We start from the raw sequence: 15,865 nt of genomic DNA, 5'->3' as shown, positions 1-15,865 counted from the left end.
CATACTTTTTATAACACAACCTATTTTTTGTTATTTGTAAAATTGTTATTTGTCAAATGAATCATAAAAAAGGCTGACCTGTTTTTTTGGTCAGCCTCTATTTTTATCTGAATAAAGTCATATTTCCGAGGAATTCACGACTATCGTCTTTATCCTCATTCAATCGGATAATGTACCAATAGTCACCCGTTGGTAGATGCTTACCTTCGTAAGTTCCATCCCAGCGTTGTCCTTTTTCCAATTGAGCTATCAATCGACCATATCGATCGTAAATTGCAATGGTCATATTCGGATAACTTCTCGGATCATTTGGCCCCCAATCGTCATTATTTCCATCTCCGTTAGGTGTAAAATAGTTCGGGATTTTGATGTCGATAAACTCTTTTTCAATGGTCAGTGTTCTCGTACATCCTAAATCGTCTAGCACCTCAACATCAATTTGCTTGATAACTTTTCCGTCAGGAGTAACATATCCTTTATCTGCTGGCATGATGTGATATTCGTTACCGTCGTCACTAATAATTCCATTGAAACGGTAAGTGTAAGGAGCTTTTCCTCCTGTTGCTTCTACCTTAATAGTATTCAATGATTTAGGATCTGTTTTATCTGTCAACATCAACGGATCGTACTCTTCAACATCGAAATACTGACCTACAGGAATGGTGTACGTACACGTTTTATAGAAAATAGTGAAGTACTGATCTTTACCCGCTGGAATATTTCGTATGATTGCTTTGTTACCTATGAACTCACTAAATGGTACAGCGTCTACTAAATTGGTACTATTCAATGCATAGAATGTGTTGCTCGCTGTCAAAATCGTATTATCGAAGAACAACTCTATGTAATTTTCACTTACTGAGGTATTATCCCAACTTTCACGACACTGATACTGAACCTTGATAGCTTTTGAATTTATCGGTTCAATATTTGGTGCTTTGCCTACTTGGATTGTAGCTGTTTTCGTACACAAGGATGCATCGTCGGAATAAAGCAATTGATATGTTCCCGGAACTAATCCTGTTTTTGATATTACTTGCCCTTGTACTATTCCTGTTGCTGATTCCACTAACGTACCATCGGGAGCTGTCAACGTATAAGCATATTGAGGTCGTCCGCCTTTGATTTCAAAGAACAACTGTCCATCATTAACTTGATAACACGTTTCGGTGACAGAACCTGTTTCTACGTATAACACATCAGGCTCGGCAAACGTAAATATTTCAGTTAGTACACAACCCAATTGATTATCACGTACGGACACTTCATAAGTTCCTGCTGGTAAGCCTCTAAAGGTTCCTGTTGTTAGGTCAAAAGTTCCTATGTTCGGTGCTATTCGATAGGTGTAACTTGCTGAACCTCCGGTCACTTGCATTACGATACTTGCATCACTCTCTCCATTGCAGGAAACTTGGGTTGTACTTGTCACAACGGTCAATGGATCGTAATGAGGTACAAATACAGTGGTTTGAGTCGTACATCCATTCGGATGAGCCACAGTAATGGTGTGTGTTCCTGACGAAACATTTGTGAATATATTATTTCGCTGTGGTGTACCTCCATCAAGAGCATAAGTTACTAACGAAGCATAGTTCGAATTTACTAAAACAATTACTTCACTGCTAATTGTATTTGCGGAAACACATTCTACTTTAGCTGTTGCCGACAATTGCAAATCAACTCCTGCATTGATGCTCGGAATGACTACATAAGTACTACATCCATTGGCATCTTTAACAAAAATGACCTGATTTTCACCGGCAGGTAAGTTGTCATAGTACACACGACCATCATTGCTTTGCGTCCATGTTGCAGAGACTGCGTTTGAATTGAAAGCTGTATGGTAAGGTGCTTTACCTCCCGAAATAGTGATAGATGCTGTTGCATCGGCTGCTCCGAAGCAAATCTCATGTGTTACAACATCCAACACAGCAGTTAAACGAGTGGCTGCTTGGATAGTTACATCAAAATCAACATAACATCCATTTTCATCACTTGCTCTTACCAAATAAGTGCCTGGTGCGTATTCCTGCTGATTAATAAATTCAGCTGTCACGGCTCTATCCAATCGTGGCGAAATAGCGTAAGTAATGCTTCCTGTTCCTCCTGTAGCCATTACTTTTATCGTTCCATTATTCTCACCAAAACATGTTTCATCGGTGCTGGTAGCTGTTCCCCAAACCAAAGCTGGAGCTTCGTTGATGATTATCGGATGGATTGTTGAGGTTACACAATCGTCACTCTTCAGCGTAACTTGATAAGTTCCTGTAGCTAAACCTACAAAAATTCCGTCAAGAGTTGTACGTGTAACGACACTTCCATCAGCTAAGGTACCTTTAAGTTCATACTGATAGTTTCCTAAACCGCCTTGGGCAGTCGCTCTAATCTCTGCTGTACTCTCTCCATTACATTTCACATATGCATCGGTAGCATCTACAGTCAATGTAAGCGGTTCTATTGGTAATATCTCAATCGTATTTGAAACTTCAGACAAACATCCGTTACTATCTTTCGCATAATAGGTATATGTTCCCATTGGCACTGATAACACGTCAGCCGCTGTAAACGTTCCTGTTGGCGATGTGTTGAATGTGTATCCAGTACCTGAACCTCCTGATGCAACCAAAGTAATTTCTGCATTTGTTAAACAAGTCAATCCTTTGGTAATAGTAGCATTCAAACGTACTGGAGTTGGTTCGGTGATAGTGATATGTACGGTTGAAACTTGGTCACAACCCCATCCGTCTATTACTTTCACTTGGTAGACTCCTGCTCCTAAATTAGTGAACGTTGGACTATCCTGAGCTCCAGATTCATAGACTTCAGTTCCAATAGTTGAAATCAACACATACTTGTAGTTACCACTTCCTCCCATGACACTTACAGCTGTGATACTGGCTGATTTATCACCGTAACAAGACACCTGAGTCACGCTCGAAGTCAAATTAAGTGTTATTGGCACTGGTGGAGCGATTGTAATAGTGGTCATGGTTGCCGTTGCAGATGCTGTAAGTTCACAACCTCCCATGTCGCGTACTTTCACTTCATAGTTTCCTACTCCTAAACCTACGAAAGTTGAGGTGGTAGTATAAGTACCGTACGTTGGGTGAGGAATTCCATTCATCCACAATTGATATTCGTAGTTACCCCATCCATATTGAGCTTGGACATCTATTACAGCGTTGTTTCCTTCACAAGTTAATGGTGCTATGATGGTTGCCGTTGCTGTCAAGGCTCTTGTAGGGCCCGATACGGATACCAACGTTGAGGTTACCGTACAGAATGGTATTCCATTTTCTGTCAATTCTACTTTATACATACCTGTCGGCAATCCACCAATATCCACACGGTGAGGCAAACTTGCCATAGTTGTCGTGGCCGTTCCTGAAGCTACCATCAATGAAGTAGCATCATCAATTACTCGATACACATAACTACCTAAATAACCTGTTGTTTCTAACGTAATAACTCCGTCAGAAGCTCCATAACAAGATGTATTTACTTTTGGTGAAACCTTGATTTCAATGTTATTATACGGATGTACGGTATATGTAGTCACAGTATAACATCCTGTATGATTATCTATTATTTTAAATTCGTACATACCCACCTCGGTAATCTCAAAAGTGGTTGTTGAAGAACCTGCTATTATGGTTCTCGTGGTTGGTGACACCACTCCTACTCCCGAAATACGATTTCCTTCGACCGTATACCCTTGATTTGCTCCACCTGTGATGGTTACAGCTATGGTCTCCGGATTCGCACAGGTAATGCGATTCGTTCCCACTACCGACACGCCTTGGATAGCAGGGAATGGCTGCACTGCTACAGTGGTTGTAGTTGCACATCCGTGCAAATCTTTAACGTACACGGTAATGGTTTGTGTGACTCCCGTGTCGGTAGTAGTGAACACTCCTGAGGTGTTAGTGAAATCTGTTCCGTCGATGCTGTAATGGTACGGTACTGTTCCACCGTTACCTACTGCTGTGATAATCACAGGTTGTGGTAAGTTACTTGGGTCACAAGCAAAAGGCGTTGTTGTCGCCGTAACCCCCACTACAGTTGGTTCGCCTATGGTTACTGTATCTGTAGTAACACAACCTCTTACGGAGGTCATCACTACGGTGTAAACCCCTGCTGATAAATCTTTAAACAAGAGAGAAGTTGGCACATTCGCTACGGTTCGGGTTTGCGTAACGAAACCTGTCGCCGTACTTGTTACTACCACTTGGTAGTCCAAATGCTGTTGTGTCTGTGGCACATCGACCGTGAACCATCCATCAGCACCTCCGTTACACTTCACATCGCTACGCGTAGTTGTAAACGTAGGTGATACTGTTGGTGTTAGTTCAAAGGTAACAGACTCTGTTGCACAACCCGTAACCATATCGTACACCTCAACCGTATAAATTCCTGCAGTAAGTAAATTCGTAAACAAACCGCTATTGATTTGTGTTACAGTTGCTCCTCCCCCTGGAGGAGTCACTGCATAACGGATGTTTGTTGAATGTCCTGCACTGTGGGTGATGGACACGGTTCCGCCTGTTGGTGTACTACATGTGATTTCTTTCATCACCATTGCATGAACGTTTGTGATAGGTGTATGCAAGGTTGTTGAAAGCGTTGCTGTTGTGATGGTCTGGCAACCCCAAACATCAGATACTTCCACATGATATGCCCCCGCATCTAAGTTTGTAAACATTACAGTGGTTGCCGTTGTGGTATTCAACACCGCATGGAAATTTCCATTTCTGAACAGTTCAAACGTGTAGCCCTCTCCTGCTCCACCGCTCACTGTTACGCTCATTACTCCACTTCCTGCCACACAGTTTTGTGAAGCAATGGTCATCGTGGCTGTCAGTGGCACTGGATTGGTAAGTACTACGGTCGCTGAAATTGTTTCTTCACATCCTGTACCTGCCTTATCACTGATTTCAACTTTATAGGTATCAGCTACCAAGCCCGTAAATCTCGGATTGGATTGCCAAGCTCCTGTTCCAATTCGGTAACGATAATCTCCCCAACCGCCCGTAGCGTTGATTACTTCAATCACACCTGTGTTAGGAGCTACGCAAGTGATAGGCTCTGTGGTTACAGAAGCCGTCAAGGCGATAGCAGGTTCAACCACTGTGAATACGTACGATTTGTCACAAGTTGGTGCGGTTTGTTGCCTTACAGTTATCGTGTATGTTCCTGCCAATAGGTTGGATAGAGAGATGTTCTGCGTTGTTGCTCCTCCCACCGTTGTTCCTACCGGTAAGGTTGTAGTTCCTGACTGTACGGTGTATTCATAAACTCCTGTATAAGTAGCATCGGTTAGCGTTATGTTCGCTGAACCTGTTCCTCCTTTACAGTCCGGATTGGTGATGACAGGTGTGTTAATCACAAAGGTATTCGGGTCTTTTACCGTATGTACCGCTGAAATCATACAACCTGTTTCAATATGTTTCACCCAGAAACGATGTGTTCCTACTGATAAGTTTGTAAATAAGGTCGATGTTGCTGTATTCCAAACAGGATCATTGACTGCTGGTGGAATATCACCTTTAATGTACCTAAATTTAGTGTCATCTCCTAAGGTTGAGGTCACAGTAACACTCACACTTTCTCCTGCAACACAAGTGATTGCATTAGTTATACTCACCGTTGCTGTTTTTAACTCGTCATACGGAGCAATGGTTACCGTTATTGGTGTTGCTGGTGGATTCTTACAACCATTAGCATCGGTAATAATTGCCTTCACAACGCCACCAATTCTGTTTGTAACAGTCATTGTTGTGCCGTTAACGGTAATATCATCGGTTGTAATTGCTGTTGTTCCGTTGTCATATACCAACTGGAAGGTGTAAGGAGGCGTTCCTCCTGTCACTTGCGTTGGGTCAAGAGTTACCACCACTGCATCGGAAGTATTGCCTGTCGTACATTTGAACGCCGTTGCGGTTAGTACTCCTGCTGCTGATGTTATCTGTGCTGGTTGCCCTACGGGAACAGTTACCGTTGTGGCACAGCCATTATTTATATCTGTCATTGTGATGTTATACGTACCCGCTGATAACCCTACAAACGCTTTTATGGCTGAATTAAACGTAGCTGGTGGTACCAGTGCTGGGGCTATCGTATACGTGTACGTACTTCCCGTTACTTGGTCGTGGATAAATATCTTACCATCATTACCTCCATGACAAGTTACCGACACTGTGGTTGTCGTAAACGAAGGTTGCACTGCTGGGGCTACCGTTACTGTATAGGTCTTAGCAGGACAGGTCGTTCCGTTGTCGTACAAATGAATTTGATACGTTCCAACAGCATTAGTAACATACGTAAACGGATTCGTTGGTAATGCCCCTCTTGTTACAGCAGCTGCTCCTGTAATTGCATAATCATAATTTCCTGAACCTGCGGTCACATCTATCTTAATTTCTGCTAAATGTGTACAACCCAACAATTTCGTCTGTTGCACAGTTGCCTGCATCATCGGATGTAAAGTAACGGCTGTTGTTCCCGTTGTTACACAACCCGTTGTTTTATCTTTAATCAATACAGTGTAGTTACCAGCCACCAAATGGGTGAAAGTTACGCTCGATTGCCATGTGCGTGGTGTTGGCCCTGCAAGTGCATACTCATAGTTTGTTCCCATTGGACTAACTGTGATTGACAACGGCTCTGAACAACTGTTTGCTGTTCCCGTTGGCACTGGCGGTGGAGCTGGCACATTGAGTGTCAAAGGTGTAGTAAGTGTTAAATCACAACCATATTGGTCTCTCACATGCACTGTCACGCTGATGTTTCCTGTTGTTACTGCATTGATATTACTACGTGGAATTTCAATAGGATTATTGCTCGTCCATGCTATTGGGTTAACAAAAGCAGGACTGGTCAATTGGTATTCGTAACCACCGCCACCACCCGAAACATTCTGTACCAAAATACGTGCTGACATATCACAAGTTACGCTTTGCACGGTCGCTGTTGCCGTTGCTTGAATCGGATCAAGTACTCTCATTTCCACATTTGCACTTGCCCACTCACAGTTAGTTACTGCTTCTTTTATAAGCATATAGTAGGTTCCAGGTGCTTGAACCGCTACAGGAGGCAAGGTTACTGACGCACCTTGTGCAGGCATCATTACTCCAGAACCTGTTGAAACTGGAGCTGTTTGTCCTATTTTATATACCTTCCAATCAAAGGTTGTTGCCGTTGTTGTTGATGAAGCCGAACGCGTTACTGTAAATTCTATTTCCCCCGTTGTTGTTCCATGACACGCGGGTTTCACTTTAGTTGCGGTAATATGCACTGGTGGTACGTAGTTATCATAAAGTTCCTGCGTATTTTCTTTAACACAATTAGCACTATCCAATACCAAGAAGCGATAGCTACGCCCTGGAACCAATCCTGTAAACCTACGCTCTTTTCCATCGGCTGACGTTGGTGGTAGCCAAAGTAATGATGTTCCTAGTGGTATTGGGTCAGAAGCGGAATGCAATATAGCAAATTTATACGGCCCTGATCCACCACTTGCTCCAACGACTACTTCCATTCCTGCTGGATCACAAGTAGCAGTGAAAGCTGTCAAATTCGTTGAAATGGTTAAATTGTGTAATGGTAACGGTACGGTCTCTGTAGGCATTTTTTCAATACAAACGGGTGGTGCTCCGTGCCCTGCTGTATTTGGTACAGTTTTAAACCAAACCGTGATTTGATCTCCTGTACCGAATCCTGCAATTGTATTTGTTGGATTCAACGGAGTCCAATTCACTCCTAAATCGGTTGAATAATACAAATCATACCCTGACAAATTATACGCTGTTATGATCGTTGGAGACACTGTTAATTCCAAAGGAACCTCATCTCCGATTTTAACACAATCAGTAGCTGTACTTTTAATGATTCCCGTAATCTGTGGTTTGCCTGTAATGGTCGCTGTGTATGTCACCACACAACCATAGCGGTCAGTAACCGTTACGGAGTACGTACCCGAAACTACATTCACAAACGTATAGTTTGTAGCAATCACATTGTTAAATGTTTGTGAAATGGTTGGTGTTACGGTATTTTTCAATGCAAATGTATATGGAGCATGTCCTGTAACGTTTGTTAATGCTACCGTTCCATTGCTTCCGAAACAAGCAGGATCATTAGCCGTAACAGTAGCTCCTACTGCTGGAGCTGTTCCAATGGATACCGTTTGTGAAATTATACAATCTGCTGATTTCAAATACACCATGTAATTTCCTGCTGTGGTTACTGCAAAGGTATTCGTTGTACCCAATGTTGGCATTGGAGCTCCCACTGGTGCAAAACCATACTCATAGTTTCCGTTTCCTCCTTGAGCGGTTACCGTAATGCGTCCATCGTTACAACTCTTATCAATTGTTTGTAGATCCATGATCAACTTCGGATGAATAACTAATGTTTGAGTCGCTGTACAGTCGTAACTGTCAAGCACACGGATAGTGTACGTACCGTTTGATAATCCTTCAAAAGCATGTGTTGTTGGGTTTGTTGGTGTTATCCACGCACCACCGTTGATGCTAAACTTATAACCTCCGTTACCATCTGTTACATTCACTTGGATCGAAGCATCATTATTCCCTGAGTAACAGTTTTGTGTAGTAGCTGTAAACGACACGGTTTTTGGAGCTACCAAATTCACTGTGGTCGTAGCTGGACAACCTTTGGCATCTTGCACCGTAAAGATTTGTGTTCCATGAGGAACACCTACAAATTCTGGTGAATTTCGTGGTGTTCCCGTTCCTAATTGGTATTGGTAAGGAGGCGTTCCCCCACCTGCTGTTAGGCGTACGGTTGCTCCCGTATTGGAACATTTCTGTGGTGTAATAAGCGTTGATGTTAAGGTCAATGCCGTTGGTTGTGTTACTTTGAATGGCACTGTAACGATACAACCGCCACCTACGTGTTCCAATGTCAAGGTGTGAGAGCCTTCCCCTAAATTAGAAATCGTTAGGGTTGAATTGGTTGTAGCAGTACTCCAAGCACCTGCGTTCAAACGATGGCGATAGCCCGTTGCAGCAAAGTTTTCGACAAAGAACTGAGCCGAACCATCGTTACCTCCATGACAGGATGGTTGTGTAATTGTACCCGCTGTAGCTCTAAATTCTTTATCCGTAGCTACTTGTACGGTTTGGGTTACTGTGAAATCACACATTTCTGGTTCTTGATATACCAAAATATCGTCAAGAGCAAAGTCATTACCCGAAGTGGTATTATGTACAGTTCTTATACGGATAATCAAACTCGTATTATTTTGTGGATCTATCGTTCCATAGGCATCGGATGAAAACTCAGCCCATGCATCCGCATTTCCTCCATTAGGCTGTACGTCTGCTGAAAGAATTTGTTGCAAAACAGTTTCTGCATGCGTCATCGGGTCTCTAACTACCACTTGAATCTGCATACTCGGATTTACTCCTGAGGCAGTGCTGTACAAATTAAATCCAAACATTTTGAATTTAATAGGTTTATTTGGTAACACATCGTGTACTTCTTTCTCATAAAGCACACCTCCTGCCGCCAACTGTGTTCCTATATCCACAGCCATATAACGTCCTCTTGGGTCTGTACCTCCTGTCGTACGGTCATTAGGGGCAAGCCATCCTGAAACACAAGTGCCTGCATTTGAAAAATCTGTTTTATTCGTTATCGAATAAAGATTGTGATTCAAACAATTAGTTCTCGTATCCACAAATGAAAATGCACTTGTCACATTTGAACTTGGCTCTGGTGTTCCTGAACCGAAATCTTCGTGAATCAAAATAACAGGATTTGGTGCAGTCACCTGTCGATACTTAATCGTAATAATATTATTCCCTGTGGGTAAATTCGTCAAAACGTTGGTGGTGGTTGGTGTACCTCCATTCACTGAATAAGTGTACGAATACGTTCCTTGGTCGTTGGTAATGGTAACCGTTCCTTTTCCATGACAGTCGTATGCCACAGCAGTTTGCGTGAACACAGGTGGTGTCAGTTTTTGTGGTACGTTCACTTTCATTTCAAATGGACATCCGTTGGCATCGCGCACCCAAACACTTTGGTTATTGCCCGCTGGCATCCAACCTTCATTTTGATTTACCCAATCGCCATCAAAACGATATTTATATGGAGGAGTTCCGCCCGTTACGTTGGTTATACGCACTTTCGCCTTATCTGCGTTAGCTCCTGTACCACAGCCTATAAATTGAGACACTCCTGCAAATCCACGAATTGCCGTAGGTTCTGTAATAGTTACCGTTTGTGTTGCATCGCAATTTTTAGCATCGCGTACGGTAACGGTGTAAGTTCCCGCAGACAAGTTATTGAAAACATTAGAAGTTTGTGGTGTTCCTCCATTCAATATATAGGTATAGCCTCCAATTCCAGTAGTTACATTAACTGTAATTGAACCTTTACCTCCGTTACACAAAGCATTCGTTTGGGCGGGGGTGAACGTTGGAGGTACGGGAGTCGTTAAGGTATGTGTCGCTTGGGTTTTACAACCTTTGGAATCGGTAATTTCAATGGTGTACGTTCCTGCTACATCGCTTTCATAAATAATAGTAGCCCCTGTTACAGCCGTTGTTCCCTGCACTGTGGTTGTTCCGCGTTTCACTACGTAGGTTTCTGAACCATAACCACCTGCTATATTCACCCGAATACGACCCCGATTGTTAGGTGCTGGGTTACAGGTAATGTCACGCTGTACAGACGAAGCCGAAACATGCAAACGCGGTGCAATTCGAATGGTTTCCGTTTTCGTACAACGATGAGCATCGGTAACCGTAACGGTATAGGTGTTCGGTTGTAGGTTCGTAAGCGTATGACTCGTAGCGTTCGTAGTCGTATGAACAGCCCCATTAACTCTGAAAACAAACGGTGGCGTTCCAGTAACATTGAGAGTAATAGAAGCTCCTGTTCCCGTTGTTACGCAATAGTTAGAAGTCGGAGCAATAGTAATGTTCACTGGCGGTGCAGGATCAACTCTAAAACTTGTAGCCACTGAACATTCATTGATGTCCTTCACGTGAATTTTATAATTACCTACACTATTAATTTCAAATGAAGGGCTACTTTGATAAGGAGTTGTTGTTATAACTCCTCCAATGTTGGATTCTAACGCGTACGTAAACACTCCTGTTCCTCCTGAAGCCACCGCCGTTACGGTCACCTTAGCAGGATTGCAGCCTAAATACTGTGTCGGAATTGGAGTAACGGTAATGGCTGGTGGTGCTTTAATTTCGAATGTATCGGTAATCTCACAATTCGTTGAAGTAGCACTATAACGGAATTTCACCGTGTGATTTCCTACTGACACATCATTCCAAACGAATGGATTCGCGGTTTCTAACGTCCACGTTCCTCCGTCTTTTGACACATAGTAACCTGTTGCGGCTGCGTTTCGTAAATTAATTTGGTATTTACCTTTGCTGTTAGGTGTTGTTGTAGTGGTTGGATGACATTTTGCATTCTGAACGACACGTGTATTCGGATTCGTAGCAAACTGCTTGTCTGGCAACACAATAGCAGTTACTTGTGCATCAAAACCACATACCTTGGGCACTTGGTATACAAAAATATCGTCAATTGCCAAGTCATTACCATTGGTTTCAGGACTCATACTTACCACCTCAATACGCAATGAAGTTACATTAGGAGCGGCTAACGTTCCTGAGAAACGTTGCCACGCTCCTCTAACCTTTCCATTAACAGGAACGTTTCCTGAATTTTGTTGCGTTCCAATGATTTGCCCCGTAGCAGTGTTTACCAAACGAATAGCAAATATTGGTGGTTTACATGAAGTACAGTGACATAGGTTGTAAACGTACATTTCAAAACGAATTTCCTGATCTGGAATTACATCGTTTACCTCTTTATAGTAAATTGGCTTGTTAAATCCTACACTTCCCACATTCATTGCTAAATACCTTCCTGTAGGATCTGATGGCGAGGTATGGTCTGTTGGAGCTGTCCAACAGCCATTAGCCAACGGACCTGAAGTAGGGTGAGTAATAGTACCCGCTGGCATAACAACATATTGCCCATCAGCTATGGTTGAGGTATATTTGTATGTATAATTAGGATGTACGTTGGGGTTAGGTGTATAACTTCCGTACCCAAAGTCTTCTTTTATCAAAATACTGGGCGTGGGAGCCGTTGGATCAGCATATTTGATAGTAATTGTATGTGTCCCTGGTGGTAATCCTGAAATGGTGGACGAAGTATATGTATTTCCGTTATATTCATAGGTATAAAGAAACCCACTTTGGTTATTGTTAACCGTAATGCTTCCTCGTCCTTCACAGTCATACGCCACAGAAGTCGTAAAATTTGGGGCTACAGGACGGTTTGGCACATTTACTTCCATAGGACCAAACTCACACTCATTGACCTTATCGCGTACAAACACATTATGTGTACCGGCTGGTAACCACGCCTCGGAAGAGGTTATCCAATTTGCTTTGTTATCGAAACTATATTCATAGTTACCTGAACCTCCTTGTACGTTGGTTACACGCACTTTGGCTTTATCCACATTCACTCCCTGACCGCAACCAATCAACTCGGTTACTCCCGCGAAGGCTGCCGTAATTTTAGCGTTGTTCACAGGTGGTAAAGTTACCGTTGAAGTGAGTGTACAAGTAGCTGAACCTGAAGAAATCAATAAAGATGGTGTATATGTACCTCCAGGTGTCAGCCCCACAAAAGCGTTTCCTATCTGTGAGGTAAGCCCTCCATCTACGCTGTAACGGATTTGGAAATTCGATGGATTGCTCGTCACATTTATCTGCAATGCTACTTTTTGTCCACAATCGGTTAATCGAGATGTGGTGGTAAATGTTGGATGTGTCAAAGCATTGACGGTAACCGATGTATTAACACTACAATTGTTAGCATCGGTTACTTTAACGTTATAAGTGCCTGTTGCCGTTACCGTAAATTCATAGAAACTGCCTGTGTAGTTATACATATAGCTATTTCCTCCGTCAATGCTATATCCATAACTTGTTCCAGGAGTACCTCCTTGTGCCTCCACTCGAATGATGGCCTCGCCACACATCAAATGACGTTTCACCGTAGCTGTGGCTTTTAATTCAGGGAGTTTATTAATTGTTATAGCTCGGCTCAATGCACAACCATCGGGAGATGTTACCTGTACGAAGTAGCTTCCATCATTCAAATTAGGTACAGTGATGTTGGTGGTATCCGTAGCATTCACTTGGTAGACTACTGCCCCTGAAGCAGATGCATTTCTTATAATATAGGTGTAAGGTGGGAACATATCCGATACGCTAATTTGCAAACTACCTTTGGAATTCTGACATGCCAACGGTGTTGCTGCTACAGCCAGATTCGGATTTTTACGTATAATTGAAGCAGGAAGCTCAAAGATACAGGGAGTGTAAGTCGATCCTGCTGGTAATGCCTGACGAATCAAGACTGTATAAGAATCTGGATTCGTAACAGTAAATTTATTTGAATTCTGATAATTAACTACAATGTTTCCATCACTACCTCGCAAAGCATATTGATAACCTGAAGTTGGATGAGTTACAGTGATTTCACCTTGTTTTGTACAAATGATGTCACGTGTGGTTACCGTAGGGGTAAGCTCCGTTTTAGTTACTCTAAAATAGAATACCTGCACACAACCTCCCGCGTAATTAATTTCAACTCGATAATCTCCCCCTTGGCTAACATTGTAAGAACTTCCTGTGTGTACTGTATTCCATGTACAGCCGTAGTTATCCCGTACGGGGCAAGTATCAGGATGCGTGGCAGGAATGGTACAATTATTGCGTTTCTGCCAATTGTAACTAACTGCTCCTGCGGTGTTTAACTGCAACAGTTTGGTCGCAGAAGTACCACAAAGATAAATTTGCGGATAGTCCGAACCGTCATTACCGCAAGTCAGCACCAAAGAAGCATACTGATTGATTGGATTGGTTGCCTGAGCATCTGAGTGCAAAACTACTTCTATTTCTTCACGCATATCAGCACAACCCGTTTTTTTCTTTAAAACCTTATAAGTACCAGTCTCTGTAACTTTTAACGTTTGTGATGTTCCAATGATTGTTGAGCTACCCCCTTTTGTCCAAGCATAGGTCGCAAAATCTGCACCTGCTACCAAATCAAGCGTTTTCTGACAGAGAGTTTCTTTTCTTTTACTCACACAAGTTCCTAAATCAGCAATGAAAATTGAAGGCCCTTCAATACCGTTTAAACATGTTCCAAAACTGCTTGAACTTTGCGCTTGAAAATCCGAAGGATTATAACTCCCTTTATAAGTTGCCTCTATAATATTTCCGATTCTATTGGAACAAGCATTTCGCAATCCGTTACAATCATTGGGAACCTTAACCTCAAATGAAATTTTATTCCATGTCGTTTGTTCTTTTTTCACAACATGATTTGGAACATTGAATTTAATAGTGTGGTTTGCAGGATTATAAACATAGTCAACCCCCGCTACAGGATTCGAATTCCACCCGAATTTAACAGATGAAATAATGTCTGTATATATTAAATTTTCAGACAGTACGTCTGTAAGCTCCAAATTTTCAGCATCATCATTTCCCGCATTCCTGAATTTGATTTCATAACGTAACTTATCGCCTAAATTAACCGTACCTCCTGTTACATCAGCCTCTCCATTGACTTTATATATTTTCTTTTCTATCAATATTTTGGGAGCAATCACATCAATCCCAAAAGCAAACATATAGGGATAGATTACATCCCACCCTGTGGTAATTCTCAATTTGGTAGCTGTTTGATTATTTGCTAATATGTCATTGTTTGGATTGTCTACCTTGAAAATACCTGCATCATATCCAAACAAGTTAGTACTATTGGGTCTTTTGTGATTATACATTCCATTAACATCGGTAATTTTACTATTAAAAAAATCATGCTGAATTGACCAAACACTACCTGTTGGTTCTCTGTCAGGAGCCGTCAATGTATGTACCTGCGTACCATTCACTATTTGGAGTACGTCCTGAGGCTTACGCTCTCCTTCTAAGGCACTAAATGCTATTTTAGCATGTACGGGGCCCGTAGGAATTGTTTTAAATCCAGAAATAGGAATATCAAGAATCCCGTTATTTTTAACTACGGAAAAGCCATCAAACAAGGTAATATGTTTACTACTAAGTGTTGAATTTTCATATACTACGTACAATGTCCAACCTCCTGCAAACCCAACTCGCCCATCAGTTCCATGAGCTGCTCTCAAGTTTGCCACTACATATTCTCCCAAAAAATTTCCTCTATCAATTTCTGTTTGCTTCAACAAATGGGTAACATCGGCAACGTAAACATAAGCTCGTTGATGATTTCCATCATTAGTGTTGCTTGACAATATATCTCCACCATCATAAACCATTTCCCCTGTAAGCGTCTGATAGCCTGCAGATGAAGGAGTTTTAAATTTCACTTCTTTAAATTTCGCTTTTTGCAACTCGGGTTGCGTTGGAGCTAATTTCTGATTCATATAAACAGCACTCCAATAGAGATATGCCTGTTTCACCTTTGAACAAGGAACAAGTCCACTTTCCAAAACTATAGAAGCTGCACTTGAACTAAACGTTGTAGGATCACTGTCTATATCTATATAGTAAAGTGGTACATTTTCGTTACTCGTTGCAGACCCCGTATAAACTTGATTTGCTTGAGTTGAATTTGTTCCATAATTCAAAATAGAATTCCCTACTACGAGCATGTCTCCATTCAGTGTAACATTATACCTGTAAGGTACAAAACTCTCATAGGACTGAGCTTGTGCAAACACTCTGTTACCACCGACTATTGCCAGTAGTAACATAAGAAAAAAAGATGAATTTCTCATATTTACAAACATTGTTTTCTGTTT

1 protein-coding gene is annotated in these 15,865 nt (G+C 42.0%); it reads right to left on the bottom strand.

The features are described 5' to 3' along the window. Nucleotides 1-103: 103 nt before the first annotated feature. On the bottom strand, nucleotides 104-15,841 hold the full coding sequence (locus CGC52_RS09625; protein ID WP_198540564.1) for a T9SS type B sorting domain-containing protein: 15,738 nt from the start codon (nucleotides 15,839-15,841) through the stop codon (nucleotides 104-106). Nucleotides 15,842-15,865 lie beyond the last annotated feature (24 nt).

This window comes from Capnocytophaga sp. H2931, from assembly GCF_002302535.1.
Lineage (GTDB): Bacteria > Bacteroidota > Bacteroidia > Flavobacteriales > Flavobacteriaceae > Capnocytophaga > Capnocytophaga canis.
The sequence above is the reverse complement of the archived record's forward strand: the minus strand, read 5'-3'. Positions and strand labels throughout refer to the sequence as shown.

Excerpts from the sequence above, each read along its gene's own strand:
- CGC52_RS09625 (WP_198540564.1), bottom strand. The coding sequence starts at position 15,841 with ATGAGAAATTCATCTTTTTTTCTTATGTTACTACTGGCAATAGTCGGT.